At 64.8% G+C, this 23,176-nt stretch carries 24 protein-coding genes; 14 read left to right on the forward strand and 10 right to left on the reverse strand.

From position 1 onward, the window contains the following. Position 1 precedes the first annotated feature (1 nt). The 3 genes from PF446_RS07730 to PF446_RS07740 form a co-directional block, all read right to left on the reverse strand. A complete protein-coding gene (locus PF446_RS07730) occupies positions 2–1,315 on the reverse strand; it encodes a hemolysin family protein (RefSeq protein ID WP_298070796.1) in 1,314 nt (437 codons plus the stop codon). A gap of 88 nt (positions 1,316–1,403) precedes the next feature. Then, positions 1,404–2,099 (reverse strand): SDR family oxidoreductase, encoded by a 696-nt coding sequence (locus tag PF446_RS07735; protein WP_298070797.1) that lies wholly within the window; start codon positions 2,097–2,099, stop codon positions 1,404–1,406. 224 nt (positions 2,100–2,323) lie between these two features. After that, positions 2,324–2,728, reverse strand: a complete 405-nt coding sequence (locus PF446_RS07740) for a hypothetical protein (RefSeq protein WP_298070798.1) — start codon at positions 2,726–2,728, stop codon at positions 2,324–2,326. 49 nt (positions 2,729–2,777) lie between these two features. Here PF446_RS07740 and PF446_RS07745 point away from each other — a divergent pair, with 49 nt between their 5' ends. Further along, a complete protein-coding gene (locus tag PF446_RS07745; protein WP_298070799.1) occupies positions 2,778–3,116 on the forward strand; it encodes an MGMT family protein in 339 nt (112 codons plus the stop codon). A gap of 76 nt (positions 3,117–3,192) precedes the next feature. After that, the gene (recQ, locus tag PF446_RS07750; protein ID WP_298070800.1) at positions 3,193–5,004 is read left to right on the forward strand and encodes a DNA helicase RecQ; all 1,812 of its coding nucleotides are present in this window, start codon (positions 3,193–3,195) and stop codon (positions 5,002–5,004) included. A 134-nt stretch (positions 5,005–5,138) separates the two neighbouring features. Here the strand turns inward: recQ and PF446_RS07755 are convergent, their stop codons facing one another. From PF446_RS07755 to PF446_RS07780, 6 genes are all read right to left on the reverse strand, one after another. Beyond that, positions 5,139–5,597, reverse strand: coding sequence for a DUF6789 family protein (locus PF446_RS07755; protein WP_298070801.1), 459 nt, complete (start codon positions 5,595–5,597; stop codon positions 5,139–5,141). A gap of 26 nt (positions 5,598–5,623) precedes the next feature. Continuing rightward, positions 5,624–6,133 (reverse strand): sigma-70 family RNA polymerase sigma factor, encoded by a 510-nt coding sequence (locus PF446_RS07760; protein WP_298070802.1) that lies wholly within the window; start codon positions 6,131–6,133, stop codon positions 5,624–5,626. 300 nt (positions 6,134–6,433) lie between these two features. Continuing rightward, positions 6,434–6,715: a DUF427 domain-containing protein gene (locus tag PF446_RS07765; RefSeq protein WP_298070803.1), complete on the reverse strand. Its 282-nt coding sequence runs from the start codon at positions 6,713–6,715 to the stop codon at positions 6,434–6,436. 55 nt (positions 6,716–6,770) lie between these two features. Next, positions 6,771–7,991 carry a bifunctional alpha/beta hydrolase/OsmC family protein gene (locus PF446_RS07770; RefSeq protein ID WP_298070804.1) on the reverse strand — a complete coding sequence of 407 codons (1,221 nt, stop codon included), beginning with the start codon at positions 7,989–7,991 and terminating at the stop codon, positions 6,771–6,773. Positions 7,992–8,185: 194 nt separating this feature from the next. Next, the gene (locus tag PF446_RS07775; protein WP_298070805.1) at positions 8,186–8,896 is read right to left on the reverse strand and encodes a hypothetical protein; all 711 of its coding nucleotides are present in this window, start codon (positions 8,894–8,896) and stop codon (positions 8,186–8,188) included. A 58-nt stretch (positions 8,897–8,954) separates the two neighbouring features. Beyond that, entirely contained in the window at positions 8,955–9,425 is a 471-nt protein-coding gene (locus PF446_RS07780; RefSeq protein ID WP_298070806.1) for a DUF302 domain-containing protein, read from the reverse strand. A 412-nt stretch (positions 9,426–9,837) separates the two neighbouring features. Between PF446_RS07780 and PF446_RS07785 the strand changes: the two genes are divergently transcribed. From PF446_RS07785 to PF446_RS07840, 12 genes are all read left to right on the forward strand, one after another. Next, complete coding sequence (locus PF446_RS07785) at positions 9,838–10,959, forward strand: FAD-dependent oxidoreductase (RefSeq protein WP_298070807.1); 1,122 nt, start codon at positions 9,838–9,840, stop codon at positions 10,957–10,959. Positions 10,960–11,117: 158 nt separating this feature from the next. Further along, positions 11,118–11,735, forward strand: coding sequence for an RNA polymerase factor sigma-70 (locus PF446_RS07790; protein ID WP_298070808.1), 618 nt, complete (start codon positions 11,118–11,120; stop codon positions 11,733–11,735). Further along, positions 11,732–11,950, forward strand: coding sequence for a zf-HC2 domain-containing protein (locus PF446_RS07795; protein WP_298070809.1), 219 nt, complete (start codon positions 11,732–11,734; stop codon positions 11,948–11,950). The genes PF446_RS07790 and PF446_RS07795 overlap by 4 nt, the downstream gene beginning before the upstream one ends. Positions 11,951–12,139: 189 nt before the next feature. After that, positions 12,140–14,293: a bifunctional TVP38/TMEM64 family protein/FAD-dependent oxidoreductase gene (locus PF446_RS07800; RefSeq protein ID WP_298070811.1), complete on the forward strand. Its 2,154-nt coding sequence runs from the start codon at positions 12,140–12,142 to the stop codon at positions 14,291–14,293. Between the two features lie 266 nt (positions 14,294–14,559). Next, a complete protein-coding gene (locus PF446_RS07805; RefSeq protein WP_298070813.1) occupies positions 14,560–17,016 on the forward strand; it encodes a TonB-dependent receptor in 2,457 nt (818 codons plus the stop codon). Positions 17,017–17,020: 4 nt separating this feature from the next. Next, complete coding sequence (locus PF446_RS07810) at positions 17,021–18,244, forward strand: ABC transporter substrate-binding protein (RefSeq protein ID WP_298070814.1); 1,224 nt, start codon at positions 17,021–17,023, stop codon at positions 18,242–18,244. Then, positions 18,237–19,103 (forward strand): hypothetical protein, encoded by an 867-nt coding sequence (locus PF446_RS07815; protein ID WP_298070816.1) that lies wholly within the window; start codon positions 18,237–18,239, stop codon positions 19,101–19,103. The genes PF446_RS07810 and PF446_RS07815 overlap by 8 nt, the downstream gene beginning before the upstream one ends. Beyond that, positions 19,100–19,888, forward strand: a complete 789-nt coding sequence (locus tag PF446_RS07820; RefSeq protein WP_298070818.1) for an ABC transporter permease subunit — start codon at positions 19,100–19,102, stop codon at positions 19,886–19,888. The genes PF446_RS07815 and PF446_RS07820 overlap by 4 nt, the downstream gene beginning before the upstream one ends. Next, positions 19,881–20,666 carry an ABC transporter ATP-binding protein gene (locus PF446_RS07825; protein ID WP_298070819.1) on the forward strand — a complete coding sequence of 262 codons (786 nt, stop codon included), beginning with the start codon at positions 19,881–19,883 and terminating at the stop codon, positions 20,664–20,666. The genes PF446_RS07820 and PF446_RS07825 overlap by 8 nt, the downstream gene beginning before the upstream one ends. Positions 20,667–20,670: 4 nt before the next feature. Next, a complete protein-coding gene (locus PF446_RS07830) occupies positions 20,671–21,297 on the forward strand; it encodes a hypothetical protein (RefSeq protein ID WP_298070821.1) in 627 nt (208 codons plus the stop codon). Further along, on the forward strand, positions 21,290–22,018 hold the full coding sequence (locus tag PF446_RS07835) for a hypothetical protein (RefSeq protein WP_298070823.1): 729 nt from the start codon (positions 21,290–21,292) through the stop codon (positions 22,016–22,018). The genes PF446_RS07830 and PF446_RS07835 overlap by 8 nt, the downstream gene beginning before the upstream one ends. Further along, positions 22,015–22,743 carry a flavodoxin family protein gene (locus PF446_RS07840; RefSeq protein ID WP_298070824.1) on the forward strand — a complete coding sequence of 243 codons (729 nt, stop codon included), beginning with the start codon at positions 22,015–22,017 and terminating at the stop codon, positions 22,741–22,743. Before PF446_RS07835 ends, PF446_RS07840 begins: the two co-directional genes overlap by 4 nt. A 2-nt stretch (positions 22,744–22,745) precedes the next feature. Here the strand turns inward: PF446_RS07840 and PF446_RS07845 are convergent. Beyond that, positions 22,746–23,176: CDP-alcohol phosphatidyltransferase family protein (locus PF446_RS07845; RefSeq protein ID WP_298070826.1), on the reverse strand; the 431-nt coding region annotated here is incomplete at its 5' end.

Consider the following 23,176-nt stretch of genomic DNA (forward strand, 5'->3'; position numbering starts at 1 on the left):
CTCAGGCCTTGGCCTCGCTGGTCGTGCCCGGGTCGGTGCTGACCCGTACGCGGTCGATGCGGGCGCCATCGATGTTGGCGACCTCGAAACGCCAGCCCCGCCAGCTGAAGGCGTCACCGATTTGCGGGATACGCGCGAACGCGGCCATGACCATGCCGGCCACGGTGTTGAAGTCGTGTTCCTCCTCGTTGGGCAGGTGTTCCAGGTGCAGCAGTTCGCGCAGGTCCTCGGTGGCCAGGCTGCCCTCGACCACCCAGCTGCCGTCGGGGTGGCGCATGATCGGAGACTGCTCGGTACCCTCGCCTGTCTGGTTCTGCCCGACCACGGCCGAAAGAAGATCGTTGAGTGTGACCAGGCCCTCGATGTCGCCGTACTCGTCAACCACCAGCGCGACCTGGGTCTCGGCGTCGCGGAACTGCTCGAGCAGATCCAGCGCACGTGCGGTCTCCGGCACGTACAGGGGCTTGACGATGTTGCGGAAAAGGTTGGTCTGGCCCTGCAGCATGCCGTCCAGGATGCGCTTGACCTCGACGACACCGATGACCTCGCTCTCGTCGCCGCGATAGACCGGAAAGCGTGAAAAGGCATGTTGCTGAAGGACCTCCAGGTTCTCCTCGCGCGGTGCCGCGGCGTCCAGCCAGGCGATACGCGTGCGCGGGGTCATCACGCTGTCCACCGGGCGGTCGCCCAGGCGCAACACGCGGTTGACCATGTTGTGCTCGTCGGCGTCGAGCACGCCCTGTTCGGCGCCTTCAGCCACCAGCATGCGGATTTCCTCCTCGGTGACCGACGATTGCCGCGCGCGATTCAGCCGCAGGGACTTCAGGATCAAGCTGCTGGCGCCGTTCAGGGTCCACACGAACGGCGAGCTCAGGCGCGAGAGCACCAGCATCGGGATGGCAATGGCCGTTGCCAGTCGTTCGGGTGCGACCAGTGCCACGCGCTTGGGCACCAGTTCACCAATCACGATCTGCGCCACCGTGACCACCAGGAAACCGGCCAGCCATCCCAGGACCGTGGCGTAGGGGGTCAGCCAGACCAGATCCATCGCATCCACCAGCGCGGTAAAGCGCGCTCCCAGTGAAGCGCCGGTCACAGCACCGGTGATCAACATCACCAGGGTGATGCCGACCTGCACGGTGGACAGGAAGCGGTCCGGATGTTCGGCCAGTTGCAGCGCTACGCGTGCGCGCGCGCTCTGCCTCGCCATCTGCTTCAGGCGGCTCTTGCGCGAGGCGATAATGGCCATTTCGGAAAGGGCAAAGAAGCCGTTGAAAATGGCCAGCAACAGGATCAGTCCCAGTTCGGTCAGCATGCGGTAGCGGAGTTGCCTTGGGAGCGTATACGGCAGTGTACCTGTCTTTGGTGGTCACACGCCGGGGCGGAAGGATGGGGCATGGGCTTCAGTTCGCGGGGGCATAGACCTTGGCTTCGAGCATGCGACCGCGTGCGCCACGTGTTGCCAGATGCAGGGCGCTAGCGGCCAGTTCGCGCGGATCGATCCAGGTCTGTGGGTCGACATCCGGCATGGCGTGGCGGTTGCCCGGTGTGTCGACGGCTGCCATGGGATACAGGATGGCCACGTCGACGCCCTGCGGTGCCACTTCGGCATGCACGGACTTGAGCCAGGTGATGAGCGCCGCCTTGGAGGCGGCGTAGGGCCCCATCGAAGCACCACCATCAATGGCCGCGGCTGCACCCACGCCGAGGATCAGGCCATGTCCGTTCTCGAGCATGCCCGGCAAGACGGCGCGGGTGGCGTTGAAGGCAGTACGCAGGTTGATGTCCATCTGCGCCTCAAGCTGCGCCATGGACGTGTCCGTGGCACTGCTCATGTCGAAACCGCCGGCGATGTTGAGCAGGGCATCGGCATGGCCCAGTTGTTTCTCCAGGTCGCCGATAGCCGTGCGCGCCGCGTCCTCGTTGGCCAGGTTCGCCACGGCTACGGCGGCATCCGCGCAGGTCTGCTTCGCGCGCTGGCTCTCATTCTCGCTGTAGGCGATCAGGCCGAGCTTCCAGCCAGCCTCGGCGAAGGCCTCGATGATATAGCCGGCGATGGCGCCTCCGGCGCCGGTGATGATCGCGGTGGGCTGGGACATCTTCTGCTCCGTGTATGTACAGACCGTCGATTATCCCATACGTGTCGGGGCGGACTCGAACCGGTCAGGAATACGCCGCCGGCAGGGTCCATTTGCGCGCGACATGTAGCCGCGTAGCCCGGATAAGCAAAGCGCACCCGGGACACACCTTGCCACCAGCATGCGTTGATTTCCCGACCACGCATGACCGTGTTCTCATCTGCAGAAAAGAACGGCCAACAGGCTTACAACGCATCCCCTTCCTGGTTGATCAGCTGCTCGAGGCGGTCGCCGAGTCCCGCCAGATCGGTGATCAGGCTCTCCAGTTCCTCGGCGGTCAGCAGCTCGTACGGGCGGTTTTCGCACAGCTGCAGATAGGGCGAGCCGTCCAGATCGCTGACGGCCAGGTAGCCGACGCGCTGCTCCCAGTTGAAGCGCAGGCAGCGGCGGGCATCGACGCCAGTCAGCGGGCCGACCGGGGTGGAGATGCGCAGGTACTTGCGCTCGACCTCGTCCTCGAGTTCGGCCAGGTACATGCCCTGTGAACGTCCGTCGGGCAGGTCGACATCGAAACTGATCAGATAGGGATCGTTGTGCCGCAGCGCATGGCTTGTGGCGAGATGGGAGCGGATGGCTTCGAAATGCTGCATGATTCGGGTTCCAAGTCTGGCCCGTACACTGTGGATAGCGTAGCAGCGGATGAAGGAGTCCTACCTGAACATCTTCCATGCCGTGGCCGCCATCCCCGCCGGGCGCGTGGCCAGCTATGGCCAGATTGCCGCCCGCGCGGGATTGCCCGGGCGGGCGCGCATGGTGGGTCATGTGCTGGGACAACACGCCGGGGGCGCGCCGCTGCCCTGGCATCGGGTATTGTGCGCCGACGGGAGGATCGCCTTTGCATCCGGCAGCCGTGGCTATCGTGAGCAGGTCCGCCGCTTGAAGGCTGAAGGCGTGGACGTGCGCAATGGTCGCATCCGGATGCAGGATTTCGGCATGGACCACGACCTCGACCGCGAGTTGTGGGGCATGCCCGACTGAAACTCGAACCCTTGACCTACACGTGCGGCGGGCATGCGCCATTCGCAGGCTTCGGGCGGTTTGCTAGCATCGTGCGATGACCACTCCGCTCGATATCCTCAGCAACGTCTTCGGTTATTCCGCTTTCCGCGGTCGCCAGCAGTCCGTCATTGATCACGTCGTCGGCGGCGGGGATGCCATGGTCCTGATGCCAACCGGCGGCGGCAAGTCCTTGTGTTACCAGATCCCTGCATTGCTGCGCCCGGGTACGGCCATCGTGGTGTCGCCACTGATCGCGCTGATGCAGGACCAGGTCGAGGCGCTGCACCAATTCGGTGTGAGTGCTGCCTTTCTCAACTCCAGCCTGGAAGGAGCCGCCCAGGCCGAGGTTGAGCGGCGTTTCCTGGGCGGTGGACTCAAGTTGTTGTACGTGGCGCCGGAGCGCTTGCTTACAGGGCGTTTCCTGGAGCTGATGGGGCGTGTGGAGCTGTCGCTTTTTGCCATTGACGAAGCGCACTGCGTATCCCAGTGGGGTCACGATTTTCGCCCCGAATACCGCCAGCTGACCGTGCTGCACGAACGCTTTCCCGAAGTGCCGCGCATTGCCCTCACGGCGACCGCGGATACCCCCACTCGCGGCGAGATCGTCGAGCGGCTGGCGTTGCAGGATGCCGAGCAGTTCATCGCCAGTTTCGACCGGCCCAACATCCGCTACAGCATCGTGCACAAGGATCAGCCGAAACAGCAGCTCAAGGCGTTCCTCAAGGGCCGGGAAGGCGAGTCGGGCATCGTCTATTGCCTGTCGCGGCGCAAGGTCGAGGAAACTGCCGAATGGCTGGTCGGGCAGGGCGTCAGCGCGGTGCCTTACCACGCTGGCCTGGAGGCGGCCACGCGCAGCGCCAACCAGCAGCGGTTCCTGCGCGAGGACGGCATCGTGGTCTGTGCCACCATCGCCTTCGGCATGGGCATCGACAAGCCGGATGTGCGCTTCGTCGCCCACCTGGACCTGCCCAAGAGCCTGGAGGGGTACTACCAGGAGACCGGCCGTGCCGGTCGCGATGGCCTGCCCGCCGAGGCCTGGATGGCGTACGGACTCAATGACCTGGTGACCCTGGCGCAGTTCATCCAGCGCTCCGAGGCCAGCGAGGAGCGCAAACGCCTGGAACGCAGCAAACTCGATGCGCTGCTGGCCTTTGCCGAGACCACGGCCTGCCGCCGGCAGCGCCTGCTGGGGTATTTCGGTGAAGAGCGGGCCGAGCCCTGCGGCAACTGCGACAACTGCCTGGACCCGCCACCGACCTGGGACGCCACCGAGGCCGCGCAGATGGCGTTGTCGTGCGTGTATCGCACCGGACAGCGCTATGGCACCGGTTATCTGATCGACGTGCTGCTGGGCAAGGACAACGATCGCGTGCGCTCGAACGAGCACGACAGCCTGAACGTGTTCGGCATCGGTGGTGAGCTTGATGCCAGGCAGTGGCGGGGTGTATTTCGCCAGTTGGTGGCCGCGGGTCTGCTGGCGCCGGACACGGAAGGCTACGGCAGCCTGCGCCTGACCGAAGAGGCGCGCCCTGTGTTGCGTGGCGAACGTGCGCTGCATCTGCGGCGCGAGCCTGATCGCTTGCAGCGACGTGCTTCGCGCCGTGGTTCCGGTGCGGGCGGCGAACGCCGCAGCCTGGAGATTGCCGCGCACGAGGAGCCTTTGTGGAACGCCTTGCGCGAGGCGCGCGCGCGGCTGGCCCGGGAGCAGGGCGTGCCGGCCTATGTGATCTTCCACGACGCCACCCTGTACGCCATGCTGCGTGAACGCCCCGAGGACCGTGAGGCCCTGGCCGCCATCAGCGGCATTGGCGAACGCAAACTCGAGCGCTACGGCGAGGATTTTCTCAAGGTGTTGCAGGATGCCTGAGCATTGCACGTCACCGGTAACATCCAGAGCGGTGCTTCACTCAACGCGCAGGCCTTGGTCACTGGCCGAAAGCATGGCGGCGTCGGCCAGTGCCCCCTTTCGGCGCCCGACGCTTGGTCGATGCACCGACGGGTTCATCCCCGAGCGCCCTCACGTGGCGTGAGTGCCGCATAGCTCAGGCCCAGGACAGCGCCCCAGATCAGGTGCAGGACCAAGGTCATCACGGGGGCCATGATTCCCAGTTTCAGGCCGAACAGGCCAGCGCCGGCCATCGGCATGGGCAACAGCATCATCAGCAACCAGGCCAGCACGCTGAACGCAAGGCCCTTGGCAAGGGCCGTCTTGCCGGGCAGGACTTGGTACAGCAGGGCAAACGCAATGCCCCAGACCACGGTCCCGATGAAGAAATGGCCCAGCCAACCGACCACGGGACTGGCCGCAAGACCCATCTGCTTGTGCGCCATTCCGGCCAGCATGTGGATCACGTTCAGCTGAGGCATCATGCCCATGATCCCCTTGAGGATCATCAGGATGGACAGGGCCACTGTCGCAATGAAGCCGGCGAGAATCGATCGAATGTAGTTGTTGTTCATGGCACACAAGCTCCTTGTCTGGATGATTATTCGGACAGATATTCCCGAACCATCGATCGTCCCCGATGAATCCGGCTTTTGACAGCGGCGCGTGTCAGTTGCAGTTTTTGGGCGATTTCCTGGACGGAAAGCTCCTGAACATCGCGCAACACGATGGCCTCGCGGTAGGTATCCGGCAGGGATTGAATTGCATCGATCAGGTCGGATCGGATGTCCGGGTGCATTTGTTGAGCGAAGATGGCGTCGTCGGGTCCCGGCAGTGCGATCCATCCGCGCGTTGCGCGGTACAGACGAAAGCATTCGCGCTTGATGATCGAAAAGACCCAGCTTGGAAATGCAGCGATGGTGCGCAAGGCGCCAATGCGCTGGCAGACCAGCCACAGGCTTTCCTGTACGGCATCTTCGGCATCGCTGGCAGAAGCACACTGTGAACCTGCTATCCGCCGCATGTCCGGTCGGTAGGCGGTCAACAACGTCTCCAGCGCCCGTCGATCACCGTCCCGCGCGGAATGGACCAAATCGTGATCAAGTGCCATCTGCATTGCCCTCGCTGGTTGTCCTGCGCCTGGCGTGCATCGCGTCCTTGGGCACGATCAAGCCAGGATCCTCACCTCACCTCGTGACACGAGGTTTGATGGGTTGGTCGCGACGCGGCCTGCTTTCTTACATGTGGATGTGAGTGGCCAGGCCTCACGGCCAAGGCCATGGCGTGCACCGATCGTCCTTCCGCTGCTGGACAAAGCGAAGTGATTGGGACAAGGCGCTGGCCCAGCGCATCGCCAGCCTGGAGCTTTCAGCCGGGTGCATGGGTATGGCGAGCGGGCGACGCCGGACAGTCAGGGGGTGACGCGAACACCCTTCCAGAAGGCGACATGTCCCCGGATCGCGGCGGCCTTGGGCTTGGGGTCGGGATACTGCCAGGCCGCGGCCCGGTTGATGCTGTCGCCCACGATAATGTCGAGATAATGGGCTTCGCCTTTCCAGCCACACACGCTGCGCTGCGGGTTGTCCTGGAAGTGCTTCTCGACCAGCGACTCACGGGGAAAGTAGTGATTGCTTTCGACCACTACGGTGTCCGCGCTCTCGGCAAGTACCGTTCCGTTCCAGATCGCTTTCATGTGTCAGTTTCCTCTTCGATGATGTCGTCAATGTCCGATCCGGGGGCGGCAAGGGTCACGGACCATCCTCCATCGTGGTACGAATCTTCACTTCGCCGGTGATCGCGCGATGGATGGGGCAACGATCGGCGATCTCCATCAGCCGTGTCCGCTGATCCTCATCCAGCGTGCCCGAAAGCCGTATCCGGCGCGTGATTTCCAGGACGTGACCATCCTCGCTCACACAGTCCTCGCAGTCCCTGGCATGCAGTGCGCGCTGCTCGAGGGTGACCTCGACCTGATCCAGCGGCCACTTTTTCCTGCGTGCGTACATGCGCAAGGTCATTGAAGTGCAGGCGCCGAGGGACGCCAGAAGCAGGTCATAGGGGCTCGGGCCTGCATCATCACCACCGGCATGTTCAGGCTCATCGGCGACCAATCGATGCGGGCCGACAGTTATTTCATTGGTGAATGGTCTCCCGGAAACGGTGTGCACGCGCGCAACACCTGCGGCGGGCTCCCCGTCGTCGTGGGTCGCGTGCGGCAGATAGCGGTCGGCCCAGGCGGCGATGACCCGGGCCACGTACTCGGCGTCCGCGCGCGAGGTCAGCAGGTGATCGGCACCATCCAGCGAGACAAAGCTCTTGGGGTGGCGCGCAGCCTGGAAAATGCGTCGTGCGTGTTCAATGGGCACCACGCTGTCCTGGGGCGAGTGCATGACCAGCAGCGCACGGTCGAGATTTTTTACCTGCTCCTGCTGGTTCTGGGCACGCAGATCCTCGACGAACTGTCGGGTGATGGTGAACGAGCGTCCCGCCAGCGAAACGTCGACCCTGTCGGTATCCGTATCCTCACGGATGTCCTCGGGCAACTGGTGCTCGATGTGCGTTGGATCGGAAGGCGCAGCCAGCGTGACCACCGCGCGTGCCTCGGAAATGCTGCGGGCTGCCGACAGCACCGCCGCGCCGCCCAGGCTGTGGCCTATCAGGAGCGTCGGCGCCTGTTCGTGCTGGCGCAGGAAATCGGCGGCCTGGACCAGGTCGGCAACGTTCGAGCTGAAGTTGGTGTTCGCAAACTCGCCTTCGCTCATCCCGATCCCGGTGAAATCGAATCGCAGCACGGCAATGCCGAGTTCGGTCAAGGCCCTGCTGATGCGCGAGGCCGCAAGGATGTCCTTGCCGCAGGTGAAGCAGTGGGCAAACAGGGCACAGGCCCGCAGCTGCCCATGGGGACGATCCAGCCGTGCCGCCAAAAGGCTGCCGTCAGCACCACTGAATTGAACTTTATCCGAAATCAAGACAGGCTCCTTCTGGTCAGGTCTTGCTTGATGAATACGTGTTTTCCGTTCACAAGGTTCGCCTCATGTCATCTTATTGATAGAGGCGCCTGGCAAGCAAAACGATTCATCCTCGCAAGCATGCATTGCCTTGGGTTTGAGGCCGACAACCCGGATTCACTTGCGCGCGCTGCAGGATCGGCATGGTCATCCGGTTATATCGACAGGTAGCGGAGAACGCGGTTTTCGGCCCCGAACATGTCGTGCAAAAGATCTCTCGGGGTGCGTGGGGACCGTTGCACCACCCAGCCGACGGTGGACCCGTAGGCGATGTGCGCGAGGTAGACCGTGACCGGGAAAAGGACCGGAGCAAAATCCTGTCCGAACGTGCCAGCGCCGATGATGTCCATGACCGGACTCAGCATGAAGATGGTGGCAATGCCAAGCGCGTAGATGGTACCGACCCACCAGCGCATGCGACCGAACAAGGTGATGTAGATGAACGCGAAGCCGATTCCGTTCCAGGCGTGATCCGCCCATCCGATGAGATTGGACATCAGGTTCGGGCCATCCATGAAACGGTCGGTCAGTTGCACGCCGATCAGCATCGGCAATGATCCCGGCATGGCCTGGAATTCACGGAACCCAATCACCCGGACCACCTCCATGGCCATCGTGCCAAGGACGCCGGCGGCAAGCGCGATGCCCCCGGACCAGGCCAGCCGTTTCCAGCCCATCAGTGCGGCCAGCGCGAGGATGGCCAGCCACAGCAACGCGGCCGGTGCGATGGCGATGATTCCCAGCCGATGCATCGTGATGGCGCCTGTCGCCGACCAGGTGAACGCAAGCGGCGAGACCGATGCCGCCGCAAGGGCGAGCAGGGTGCTTCCGGCCTCACCCGGCGTGATGTGTTTGAACATGTACATGGGGTACTCCTGTCCGAGATGGCGGCGCGGAGGAGCGAGTCCACCGCGCCGCAGCCCTTTACCTGGCGGCCTGTTCGGTGAGCATGTGGAACTTCTTGTCCAGCATGCCGCCCATCATCGCGAAGCCGGGCGAGATTGCGGACAGCTGCGCAGAAGGCTTGAAATAGCCGATGTACGCCTTGCCGTGATCGGACCACACATAGATACGGGCCGGCAGCACGGCACCCGCGGCCGGGTTCATGCCAAAGGCCTTTTTGCCCATGTTCGGGTTTCCGACCAGAAAGCTTTGCGCGCCTTCCAGGTGCAGGCCGGTCATCGAGAGCACCTTGGCCTGGTCGATATGGCCCATGACCATCAGGTGATTGCTGGCCACGGCCTGCTTGAGTTGACTGACCGTGGCGGTGAATCCCTCGTGTGAGCTCACTTTCACGAAGGCGGACGAGGCATCTTGTGCGCTCGCCGTGGCGACGCCTGCGAACGCGGCTGTGGCAACAAGAGCGGCAAGCATGAAGTTTCGGTGGATACGCATGACGATTTCTCTCTCTATGTGGTTGGGGAAAACAGTGTTCAGGCGCAGTGTTGGCCTGCCCATGGGAGGCGCTGGCCGGGTCGATGGATTCGTCGGCAGGCAAAATCATTCAGGGTCTGTTTATCCCGCAGGTCGCCGGCCCGACCCGCAAGGGTCTGGCCTGTTCTGTGCCATGCGGCAGGACAGGCACGTGGCCGCTACCGCAGCGTCGCGCTTTGCCATGCGCCGGGGAAACGGGTTGCGCTGCAGCGGCCGGTGCCGGACGGTGTAAGGTTCGGCCTTCTTCGCACGACCGTGTGGACATGCATGCCATACCCAAACCCCTGAAGCGCAGCCCATCACCGAGCGACGAGCGCCTCCTGAATCCCTCCGCCTTGCGGGGCGGCATGCCTGCGCTCCACGATCCACGCGCATGAGGCGCCTGATTCTTGCGGGGGGCGGGCATGCGCATCTGCAGGTCATGCAATACCTCGGCAGGGCCTCGCTTCCTGGATGGGAAATCGTGTTGCTGTCACCGGATCCGGAGCAGGTCTATTCGGGCATGGTGCCCGGCTGGATGGCCGGCGAGCACGAGCTTGATGCATGCACGGTGCCGCTGCGACCCCTGGCACAGGCATGCGGCGTGCGTTGGGCCGGTCAGGCGCTGAGCGGCATGGATGCCGATCAGCGCTGCGTGTGGCTCGCCAATGGCCGGCGTGTCGGATACGACCTGTTGTCACTCAATACCGGCGCGGCCACCGATGCGGGGGCCCTTCGCGCAAGTGGCGATCGCCTGTTGCCGATCAAGCCCCTCGGGGCGTTCAGCCGCCGCTGGACGGATTTTTGTCAAACCCTGTCCAAGCAAACCCGGGCTCCACGCCTGGTGCTGGTCGGCGGTGGTGCCGGAGGCGTGGAGCTGGCGCTGGCCGCGCGCGAGCGCCTCGGGCCGGCCGCCCGCATCCAGCTGGTGTGCGGACTGGACGGCGCGGTACCCGGATCTGCACCCAAGGTCCTGCAACGGGTGCGACGCCGGTTGCGCCAGGCCGGCATCGAGGAACTGGACGAAAATGCCGTGGGTGCACCAGGCGGCATTGCGTTGGACAGCGGCAAGCATCTGGCCGCCGATCTTGTGCTTGCCGCCACCGGCGGCGTGGCCCCGGACTGGCTGGCTGGCTCGCAACTGGCGCTGGGCGAGGGCGGCTATGCGGCGGTGGATGCGTATCACCGCAGCCTCTCGCATACCGAGGTATGGGCGGTGGGCGATGTCTGTTCGCGGGTCGACAGGTCGCTGGCCCATTCGGGCGTGCACGCGGTACGGGCGGGTGCCGTGCTTGCCCGCAACCTCCACGCCGCCATGACCGAGGGCCGCTTGCGGCCCTACCGGCCCCGCGCGTGGTCGCTGTACCTGCTGCGTACGCGCAGCGACCATGCGATCGCGTCCTTTGGCCCGCTGAGCGCCGAAGGCGCCTGGGTGGCCGCCATCAAGCGCCGCATCGACCGAGGCTTCGTGGCGCGCTTCCAGGTGCCCGATGCCGGGGCTGAAAGCGCATCATGAGGGCGCCCTGCGCAACGCCTTGCGTAGGCCCGGTGGGTCGCCCCTGGACAGGGATATCCGTCACGCGGCATTTCCGGCGCGCCGCCGGCCGCGGACGTGCCGTGGCATACTCGCCGACGCCTGTTCATCCTGGCGCATCCGGGAAATCACGCCTAGTCATGCCTGATCACGCGAATGCGGAAGCCGTTGATGCCCTTTTCCGGAACGATGCATTCGTCGTCGACATCCGGCGGCAGATGCTGCGTTTTGCCACGTTGCAACTGGGGAATGCGGATCTGGCCGAGGACGCCGTGCAGGAGGCACTGATCGGGGCCATGAAGAATGCCCGGTCCTTCGCGCGGCGCGCGGCATTCAAGACCTGGGTGTTCGCCATTCTCAAGCACAAGATCGCCGATCAACTGCGCGCCCGCCAACGCCTGGTGCCGGTGCATCGCCTGCTCGACGACGAGCAGGCGTCGGACGATGAAATCATGGACAGCCTGTTCAAGCGAGGGGGGCCATGGCGACGCGAGCAGCGTCCACAGCACTGGCGTGAACCCGACGAGGCGATGCAGGACCAGCATTTCTGGGAGACGTTCGAATCGTGTCTCGAGCATTTGCCCGGACGCCAGGCGCGCGCCTTCATGATGCGCGAGTTCGTGGGCCTGGAGACGGCTGAAATCTGCCGCGAATTGTCCATCACCGTGACCAACCTCAACGTCACGCTGCATCGCGCGCGACTGCGCCTGCGCGAATGTCTGGAAAACCACTGGTTTGCCGGGGATCGTCGCTCATGATGAGCTGCAGTAAAGCCACGCGACTGATCTCCGAAGGGCAGGACCGGGACCTGACCGCTACCGAACGTGCCCGGCTGTCCCTGCATACGATGATGTGCCGCAGTTGTCGCCGGTTCGAGTCGCAGATGAACGTGCTGCGCACCTTGGCCCGCACCTTTGCAGGCACGGATCAGGGCGCGGACGGGAACGACCCGGAGGATGCCGATCGCCCTTGAGCCGTCGCCACGGCCATCGAGCACGCAGTGTAATCTGCCCAGGCACTGCCGCGACGAAGGTGTTCCACCTGCCCAGGCCCTGTCCATGTCCCAGCTCCCCCGTTGTTCCCGAACACCCCGCCCAGCACCTGCAGCGCACGTGCTGGGCCGCGAGGACCGTGTCGGCGCATCTTGCACCGGATGCGCCGCATGAGGCGCTGGCTGGTTCTCGCGTTGCTGGTGGCTGCAGTGATCGCCTTCTATGCGCTGCATCTGGGCGACCTGTTCAGCCTTTCCGGCGTCCAGCAGGGTCTGGCCCACTGGCGGGCCCTGCAAGCGCAGGCGCCGTACATGAGCGCGCTGGTGTTCATGGCCGCCTACGTGGTGATGGCCGCGCTGTCGCTGCCGGGTGCCGCCCTGCTGACGCTGGTGGCGGGCGCGCTGTTCGGACTGTGGGAAGGCACGCTGCTGGTCTCGTTTGCCTCCAGCATCGGGGCCTTGCTGGCCATGCTGACGGCGCGCTATGTCTTGCGCCAACCGGTGCAAAAGCGCTGGGGAGCACGGCTTGAGCGCATCAACCAGGGCGTGCGCAAGGATGGAGCGTTCTACCTGTTCTCGCTTCGACTGGTGCCGGTGGTGCCCTTCTTTGTGGTCAACCTGGCCTTCGGGCTCACCCCACTGCGTGCATGGACTTTCTACTGGGTCAGCCAGGTCGGCATGCTTGCGGGGACGTTCGTGTATGTAAATGCCGGCCGTGCGCTTGGCGACCTGCATAGTCTCTCGGGCATCCTGTCGCTGCCGCTGATCGGCTCATTTGCATTGCTCGCGCTGTTTCCCTGGGGCGCGCGGTGGCTGGTCGCGCGCCTGCGACTGCGGCGCGTCTACGCCGGTTACCGGCGTCCAGGACGTTTCGACCGGAACCTGATCGTCATTGGTGCCGGCTCGGCTGGCCTGGTGTCGACCTTCATCGCCCGCACCGTCAAGGCCAAAGTCACCCTGATCGAATCGCACAAGATGGGCGGCGACTGCCTCAACTATGGCTGTGTGCCCAGCAAGGCACTGATCCGCAGTGCCCGGCTGGCGCACCAGATGCGGCATGCCGAACGCTACGGGTTGCCCGCCGTCGAGCCGCAGGCCGCTTATCCACAGGTCCTGGCTCGCGTTCAGCGCGTGATCGGGACGGTGGCGCCGCATGACAGCGTGGAACGCTATACCCAGATGGGCGCCGAGGTCCTGCTGGGTCACGCGCGGGTGGTCGATCCATGGACGGTGGAGGTCCGTCTCGAGGACGGACAAACGCGCAGGCTGACCACGCGTGCCATCGTGCTGGCGACCGGCGCCGAACCGGTCGTACCGGAGATTCCCGGTATCGCCGACAGCGGTTATGTCACCAGCGACACGCTCTGGGAACGACTGGCCGGACTGGACACGCCGCCACGCAGGATCATCGTCCTGGGTGGCGGTCCGATCGGCTCGGAGCTGTCCCAGGCGCTGGCGCGTCTGGGGTCCGAAGTGACCCAGATCGAACGCGGCACTCGTCTTTTGCAGCGGGAGGATGAGGAGGTGTCGGCGGCAGCGCGGGCGTTCCTGGAAACGGATGGCGTCCGGGTCCTGACGTCGGCCGAGGCCGTGGCGTGCCACAGCGACACGGTCGGCCAGCGCCATCTGCGCGTCCACCAGGGGGAACAGGTGCTGGATCTGCCGTTTGACCTGCTGGTTTGCGCCACGGGTCGCAAGGCCCGCCTTGCGGGCTACGGGCTGGAGGAGCTGGGCATCGAAACCGAGCGCAGCATCGTGACCGACGCGTATCTGCAGACCCGGTTCCCGAATATCCTGGCTGCGGGTGATGCCGCCGGACCCTACCAATTTACCCATGTGGCCGCGCATCAGGCCTGGTATGCCACCGTCAACGCCCTGTTTGGCTCCTTCAAGCGTTTTCGCCCCGATTACCGGGTGATTCCGTGGACCACGTTCATCGATCCGGAAGTGGCGCGGGTGGGCCTGAACGAGCAGCAGGCACGCGCGCAGGGCGTGGACTACGAGGTGACCCGCTACGACCTGGACGACCTGGACCGGGCCATCGCCGATGAGGCCGCACACGGGTTCATCAAGATCCTGACGCCTCCGGGCAAGGACCGGATCCTTGGCGTGACCATCGTCGGGGCGCACGGCGCGGAGCTGCTGGCCGAATTCGTGCTCGCCATGCGCTGGAAACTGGGTCTGGGCAAGATCCTTTCGACCATCCACACCTATCCGACCTTTGCCGAGGCCAACAAGTACGCCGCGGGCGTCTGGCGCAAGGCGCACGCGCCAGAACGGGTCCTGCCGTGGCTGGAACGCTTCCACGCCTGGCGTCGCCGATAGCCTGCCGGGATGTCCATCGCACGGCATGCTTGGTTCAGGCGAGTCCGGGCATGGCGTGCCGCTGGTGGAAGCTGCGTGTAACAAAAGCGTGCAACCGACGACCAAGGACCTGCATCCAATTGAGGGGACGCCATGGGGATCCAGAAGCACGATCACCTCGTCGAGGGCTGGGTCTGCATCGGCCCGCTGCATCTGCCGACCCCCGCCTGCCGTAGGACAGGGTGGGCAATGGCGTCCATCCCCACCCACCCATGACCGGTACCTGCATGCCTGACTTCAATCTTCCCATCCATCGCCTGGCACTGGCGCTGGCCATGAGCATCGTGCCCGCTGCAACGGTCATGGCGAGCGCCACGCATGCGGCAGCGGTGCACGGCGCCGATGGTTCCCGTCAGGACCCCAAGACGGCCAAGTCGCCGGCGCCGGCAAAGGCGCAGGCCCTGAACGCCATTCGCGTCAACGCGCGAGCCATCGACCAGGATGTGCTGCCTACCAATGCGCAGGTCACAGGGCCGTTCGGGACCGCCCGAAGCGTGCTTGAAACGCCACGATCGGTGACGCCGATCACCCCCGCCTTGATGCGCGCAGTCGGTTTCACCAACCTGCGTGACATCATGCGCATCGCCCCGGACACCTACACCTCGACCGACTTCGGCGCACCGAGCCTGCCGGCGATACGCGGTCAGCTGGGCGAGATCTACGTGGACGGCCTGCGCCAGATCTCGGGCAACAACGGCTTTGGCATCCCGCTGTCGCTCAACGCCATCGAAACCATCAATGTCATCAAGGGCCCGCCGCCGGTGGTGCTGGGCACCTCGCAGCGCGTGGGCGGGTTCGTCAATCTTCATCTCAAGCGGCCTGATCTTGCGGCCGCGCATGGCAGTGCGCTGCTCGAGTCCGGCACCTGGCGGCGGCATGACGCACAGCTCGATTATTCGACGCCGATCGTGAAGGGACGCTCAGCCATCCGGGTCAGTGTCAAGGTCAAGCATGACGGCAGCTATTACGACTACGCCCACTATCGCAGCCAGGATGCCTACCTGGCCTATCGTCTCAAGCCCGATGCCAGGAGCCTGTTCGACGCCAGTCTCGAGTACGACCACGTCGACTTCAAGGACATCGCGGGCATCAACCGCCCCACCCAGAACCTGATCGACCACGGACTGTATGTCACGGGACAGGGCGTGCAGCCGAATGGATCGAGCGTGCCGGGGCCCTTTGCCCTGGTCGATCCGACCGGCTTGGTGAAGATACCGCGCCACCGTGTACTGACCGATCCGCGCGACGTGGATACTGTCCGGACATGGATTGCCCATGCCGATTACCGCCGGCAGCTCGGCGACAACCTGCTGCTGACCAGCACCAACGGCTACCAGCACCTGACCCGCAACGAAGTGGCCAACAACAGCTTCGTCGAAATCATCAAGGGCGACGACACGGCCGAAAGCCGCACTTCGCTCAGTCGCACGACTTCCGCGGAATGGCTCGGCAAACAGGCCACCCAGCAGACCCAGGCCGGCATCGACATCCGCTATGTGCATGTCCTGGGTTTCAGCCAATTTGATACCGAGGCGGACCTGCCCACCGGTCTGACCGGCCCGCTCAGCAACCGCCGGATTCCCCTGACGCCCGCACAGAAGGCGCAACTGGTGATGCTGCGTCCCGGTGTGTACGTGTCTCCGGGCGCGCAATACCCCCGCGCGGGCCAGCCCAATGGGTACATGATCTCGGACACCACGGACTCGACCAGCTACCAGACCGGTGTGTTTGTGCAGGAAGACCTGCATCCGGATGCGCGCTGGGACATTCTGCTGGGCGTGCGGAGCGACTGGTACGCCGTATCCGCGCGCGATCCGATCCCCCCCGCCGGCCAGGTTGCGGCGCACGACAGCGCCCACCACATGCTCAACGATTTCAATGCCAGCGTGACCTATCACCCCACGCCGGCGACGTCGGTGTATCTGGCCGCCAGCACGAGTGGCGCGACCTCCAACAGTCTGGGCGGGGGCACTCCACTGGGGGCAGGCAACCGCATTAGTCCGGCCGATTTCGCCAGCAGGAGCCGCTTTGCCGAGATCGGATTCAAGGCCGCACCGACCCAGGCCAACTGGTATGCCGATGTTTCACTGTTTTCACAGACCCGCAGCCTGCGCAACCGCAATGGCTCGCTGACCGGCATTCGCAGCCGCGGTCTGGACGGGCAATGGTTCTACCACGCTGAAAACGGATTTTTTGCCAATGCCGGCTTCAGCGTGCTGGACGCCCGCTATGATCATTCGATCAGCTATCAGGATACGCGACAGGTGCTCGACGCCTTTACCGGCAACCACCCCGGCATCGTGGCCGGAACCGGGGTGGGCGCACCCAATTTCGCGGCCTTTGGCCCCAGCACGCGGCGGGTGCAGGGGCTGCCCAGCCTGATGGCGTCGTTGCTGACGGGATACCGCTGGAACAGCGGGGTCGGCGCCACCTTTTCGGGCACCTGGACCAACGCCTTTCCGCTCGATTACCTGGGCACGGTCTGGATCCGCGCGCAGTACCGTCTTGACGCCTCGCTGTCGTACCAGTTCGACGGCGGCCATACCGAAATGCGCCTGGCGGTGGACAACCTGACCAACCGGAAAAACTGGGCGCCGGTATTCGATGGCGGCTATTTTGGTTCAACCGATGTCTTTCCCACGCTTCCAATCAATCTGATGGCAAGCTTGCGTTACCGCTTTTGATGGCATGAAAACATTCATCACCACTGTGCTGGCCATCAGCGTATTCGCGCTGTTCGGGTGCAGCCATCCAGCCGCGACCGATGCCGGGCCGGACCCGCGACATGTGCCCTGGGCGCAGGTCGTGGCTCGTGCGCGCGGCCAGACGGTGACGATGCAGATGTGGCAGGGTGATCCGGCGATCAATGCCTACATGAACGCCTACGTTGCGCCGAAGCTCAAGCATGATTTCGACATCACGCTCGCGTTGGTGCCCGGGCAGGGCGATGCCATCGTCAACCGGCTGATGACAGAGAAGGAAGCCGGACGTGCCCACAGCGCGGTCGACCTGGTCTGGATCAATGGGCAGACGTTCTATCAGTTGCGGCAGATCCACGCCCTGTGGGGGCCGTTCACGCAGGCGCTGCCGAACAACCGCTTGATCGACTGGAGCGACCCGTTCATCGCCTACGACTTCCAGCAGCCCGTGGAGGGCCGCGAATGTCCGTGGGGCAAGGTGCAGCTTTTGCTGATCACCAACCGCAAGCGCGTGCCCGTCCCGCCGCGCAATCCGGCGCAGCTGGCCCGCTGGATTCATGCCCATCCGGGGCGCTTCACGTTCGATACCGGCTTCACCGGCATGAGTTTCCTGAAGTCGCTGATGTATGCATTCGCCGACTCGCCCAAGGCGCTGGACGGCCCATACAACGCGGCCACGTATGTCCGTCTGCGCCATCGCGTGTTCGACTGGATCCGCTCCGTGCGCAGCGATCTGTGGCGACACGGCAGGACATTTCCCACCAGCACGGCGCAGATGTACCAGCTGTTCGCCAACGGTGAGATCGACTTTGCCATGAGCTACAACGACGGCGAAGTGGACAACAAGATCGACAGCGGCCTTTTTCCGGCCAGCGCTTATGCCTTCGTGCTGCACTCGGGCACCTTGCGCAACAGCCATTACATCGGCATCACGGCGGGGTCCGCACACAAGGCGGCCTCGATGGTGGTCGCCAACTTCCTGATCTCGCCCGCAGCGCAGCTGGAAAAGCTCAAGCCCTCGGTCTGGGGAGATGGAACCGTACTCGACATCGCGCGCCTGCCGGCAGCCTGGCAGAGCCGTTTCCGCGCGGCCGAACAACGCCGTCACTCGCCGACCAAGGCTTCCATACGTTCCTATGCCCTGCGCGAACCGGCCCCGGAAGTCATGATCAGGCTGTCGCATGATTTTCGCAGGAGGATCGTGGATGACTAGCGTGCGTCGCCGGCAGCCATGGATCGCGGTTTTCGTGCTGGTCACGGTGGTTCCGATCGTGGCCGGACTGGTATTCATGGCGACCTATGCCTCGGGCGGCATCGGCCTGCTCTCGCATGGCTGGACCGACGCCTACTGGCTGCGCGTGCTGGGCGATGCACGCACCTGGTCCTCGCTGGGATACAGCTTTGCGGTAGGCCTCGTCAGTCTGCTGGTATCGATCCTGGTGGCCTTGGGCGCGCTCGCGGCGCTGGGGCCGTGGGCCATGCGCCGCCCCTTGTCGTCGTTGTGGTTCGTGCCGCTCACGGCGCCGCCCCTGGTCGCGGCCATCATCAGCGTGGAAATGTTCGGCAATGCAGGATGGCTCGCGCGGGTGGCGCATGCCCTGGGCTGGATCCAGAGTCCGGTGGATTTTCCCGACGTGCTGTTCACGGCGTCGGGCCTGGGCATCATCGTGACCCATGTGGCCCTGGTGGCGCCGTTCCTGGTGCTGCTGTTCGGGCGCCTGGAGCGTCACCTGCGGCTGGATGCGCTGGCCCGCGTGGCACACACCCTTGGTGCCAGCCGCATGCAGGTGTGGACCCGCGTGCGCATACCGGCCCTGCTGCGCACAGCCGAACCGACCTTGACGGTCTACGGCCTGGTGCTGGTCGGTGCGTTCGAGATTCCGCTGCTGGTCGGTGCGCAGTCCCCGAGCATGATCTCGGTGTTGATCGAAAGACAGTTCGCGCACTTCGACATCACCACCAAACCGGAGGCCTACGCGCTTGCCACGCTGTATGCACTGATCGCGATGAGCCTGCTGCTGGCCTGGTTCGGCTGGCGCGGGACGCGGCGCATGCAAGGCCACGGCGCATGACCAGACGCGCGCTCATGCTGGCTGTATCGGTGCTGCTGGTCCTGCCGGTGGTGCTGCTGGCGCTGCTGTCGGTCAGTCGGCACTGGTCCTGGCCGGTCCTGTTGCCGCATGCATGGCAATGGACCCAATGGCGCGAACTGCTTGCTGGGCAGGCCGATCTTTGCGCGGTGCTGCTGCGTTCGCTGGGCATTTCGGTCAGCGTGGGCCTGCTGGCCACCGGCCTGGCTTTTCCGACCAGCCGGGCGGTGGCGCGGCATCGTCAGCGCGGCCGGCTCCTGGCCCTGAGCCATATCCCCTTCGCGCTGTCCCCCGTGGTGCTCGGTGTCGCGCTGTTGTACGGCTTCATGCAGCTGGGGCTTGCCGGGCACATCATCGGCGTGGTCGCCGCACAACTCATCTTCGCCTATGCCTACGCCGTGATCCTGCTGAGCGGCTTCTGGAACGAGCGCGTGCACGCGCTGGCAGCGCTGGCGGGGACCCTGCATGCCAATCGTTGGCAGGTCTGGCGGCACGTCCTGTTCCCGGTGGCGCGACCGATGCTCGGCGTGTGTTTTTTCCAGACCTTCCTGGTGTCGTGGTTCGACTATGCGCTGGTGCTCTTGATCGGCGGCGGCCAGGTCACGACGCTGACCATGCGGCTGTATGGCTATTTCGGCTCCGGTGACCTGCGACTGGCTGCGACCTGCGCGCTGCTGCTGCTGCTGCCACCGCTGGTGGCCCTTGTTGTCCATCATCGGTTGCCGGCCACGGCCGTGGCCGTCCATTTCGAGGTTTCCCGTGAATGACCTTGTGAACAGTGCGCTGCACGTCGAGGGCCTGTCGGTCGAACTGGGCGGCGCGCGCATCCTCGACGACATCAGCTTCGGCGTCGATCCGGGCACCACGCTGGCGATCATTGGAGCCTCCGGTTGCGGCAAGACCACGTTGCTCAAGACGCTGGCGGGCTTGATCGAGCCGATCAGCGGTCGTATCCGCCTTGGGGCCGCGCAGGTCGAGCACGTGCCCCCGCATCGCCGCGGGATTGTCTACCTGAACCAGGAGCCGCTGCTTTTCCCCCACCTGGACGTGTTCGAGAACGTGGCCTTTGGCCTGCGTATGCAGCATCTGCCCGAGGCGCAGGTTCGTGCGCGCGTCACCCACATGCTGGTCCAACTGGAGCTGGACGGTCTCGAGCAGCGCTCGCCACACGCGCTTTCCGGTGGTCAGCGGCAGCGCGCCGCCTTTGGCCGTGCCTTGATCATCGAGCCGGCGCTGCTGCTGCTGGATGAGCCATTCAGCAGCCTGGATCCGGCGACCCGGCGGGCCATGCAGGCGCTGTTTCGCCGGATCGCCTCGGGGTTGAACAGCACGGCCTTGTTCGTGACCCACGATCTTCGTGAAACCCTGACCATGGGCGACCAGGTGGCCATGATGCGTGCCGGTCGGCTGCATACCTATGCCGACCGGGAGGCGTTCTGCCTGGATCCGGCCACCGGCGTCATGCGCGAAGCGACGTTCTGGCAGGACCTGGCCGTGGGCGCCACCCGCGACGCGCGCCACGACACCGACACCGCGGGGTCCTGAAACCATGTCCCAACTGCAGGCCGCCGTGGTCGACAATGGCATCACCGGGCTTGGCGACCACTTCGCCGAGAATCCTGACGTGCACTACCGCTTCGAGCGCGTCGTGCCCGGCTGGCAACCGACGTTCGACGAGGACCTGGTGATCGTTCCGAACGGTGCCGATCACGTCGCGCTGCTGCAGGCACGCGATGCCATCCGCGTGGTGCTGGATCGCGGTGGCGTGGTGATGAACTTCTGTGGCTGTTTCACACCCTGGCTGCCCGGGACCACCTGGGTGCATGACAGCGCGCATCCCAATCGCGAGATGCGCTATCACGTGGTCGACGACCCCCTGGGCCTGATGCACGGTGTGGACCCCGCGCGCTTGAGCACCGAATCGCACGGCATCCGTGGATGGTGGGCTTGCGGCGGCCTGGTGACCCGGTATCCGGACCAGGTGGTGCTGGCAGATCCGTGGCAGCGTGCGGTACTGGTGGCCGACCGCCGTTCCACGCCGGGACTGATCATGGCCACGGCCAGTGGACCGCTCGTACATCCGGACCCCGATGCTGCCGAGGATCAGGGGCCACGCACGCTGTACCGGAACATGCTGCGGGTCGCCGCGCGGCAGCTGGAGTCAGGTCATGCATGAATCCCGGCACGCCCCCGTCGCACTGCTCTTCAACGGGGTGTGGTCGCAGTATGCCGTGGCCACGTCGGCCAAGTACCGGCCCCACCTGGACCTGCTGCATGTGCACGACCTGGGCGTCGAGCGCCTGCGTCCCTACCGGGCGCTGATCATTCCCTTCCAGAGCAATCATCACCTGATCGAACCGCAGCGCGAGGCCCTTCTGGGGTTCCTCGCGCGCGGCCTGCGGGTGGCGGTGTTCGGGGACGCCTCCGCATGGATCGGTGCGAACTGGGCCGATCGACCGGTGGACAATTACTGGTGGGCCGAACGGCCGCACGATCCACCGGTGGCCTGGACCGACTTCAGCCATCCGCTGTTTGACGGACTCGGCGCGCGCCAGGCCGGCTGGCACCATCACGGCGTGTATCTGGACATCCCGAATCGGGCCCGCGTCCTGCAGCGCAGTCGCGACGGCGAGGTCGTCACCTGGGTGACCCGGGAACATGGCGGACACCTGCTCGCCGCGACCTCGGACCCGATCGTCGAACACGGGATCCAGCAGATCCGCCATCTGGATCATTTCGTCGACCGGCTGATCGAGTGGCTGGGTGGCGGCCGGCCCCATCCGGAGCCGATGGTGCTTGTGCCGGACCAATTTCAGCACCAGGCCATCGCGCCATCCATTGCATCGTCCGCCCGTAGCTTCGCCGCAACATCCAGGCCCACCGGAGATATCGCATGAGTACGCCCGCCAACAACATCGATCCCGATTTCAGTGACCTCAAGGCCGTCTTTCTCAACTGCACCCTGAAGCCGACCCCCGAACTTTCGCACACCGAAGGCCTGATCGGCATCGCCCGCAACATCATGCAAAAACATGGCGTGGAAACCCAGCTCATTCGCCCGGTCGATCATGACCTGGCCCCGGGGGTGTATCCGGACATGACCGAGCATGGTGCCAAGCACGACGACTGGCCGCCGCTGCTGGAAAAGGTCATGGCCGCCGACATCCTGGTGCTCGGCACGCCGATCTGGCTGGGCGACAAGTCCTCGGTCTGCTCGCGGGTGATCGAACGTCTATATGCCGCTTCAGGACTGCTCAACGACGCCGGGCAATATGCCTATTACGGACGCGTGGGCGGTTGCCTGGTCACCGGCAATGAGGATGGGGCCAAACATTGCGCCATGAACATCCTGTATTCGCTGCAGCATCTGGGCTACGTGATCCCGCCGCAGGCCGATGCCTGCTGGCTGGGCGAGGCCGGCCCCGGGCCGTCCTATCTGGACCCCGATTCAGGCGGCCCGGAAAACGACTTCACCAACCGCAACACCACGTTCATGACCTGGAACCTGATGCACCTGGCGCGCATGCTCAAGCGTGCCGGCGGCATCCCGGCGCACGGCAACCAGCGCAGTGCCTGGGATGCGGGTGCGCGTTTCGACTTCGAGAATCCGGAATACCGCTAGGGTCACTGTGTCTGCAGCGCACGGGTCGCGTGCCGCAGGCGCTGGACCATGGTGTAGACCATCACCGCGATGAACAATCCGGTCCACAGCACCAGGTGGGCGGCGCCCACGATCATCAGGCTCAGGCAGATGAAGGCCTCGGTCCGCTCGCCCAGGCCCGGCGCGTAATGGAACGATTTGGCCGAGCTGTTGCGCAGCGCCGCGGCGATCGACAGGAACAGCGACATGGCAACGGCGATGGTGCCGGCCAGGATCACCAGCCACAGGCGGGCCTCGGGATAGCGCAGTGCCAGCGCCACGATCACCGACAGCTCGACCACGCGATCAAAGGTGATGTCCATGATCGCTCCGATCGGGCTGGGCTGCGTCATCCGGGCCAGGGTGCCGTCGGCAGCGTCCAGCAACCCGGACAGCCACAGCAGGATCACCCCCG

This window comes from Oleiagrimonas sp., assembly GCF_027858935.1.
Lineage (GTDB): Bacteria > Pseudomonadota > Gammaproteobacteria > Xanthomonadales > Rhodanobacteraceae > Oleiagrimonas.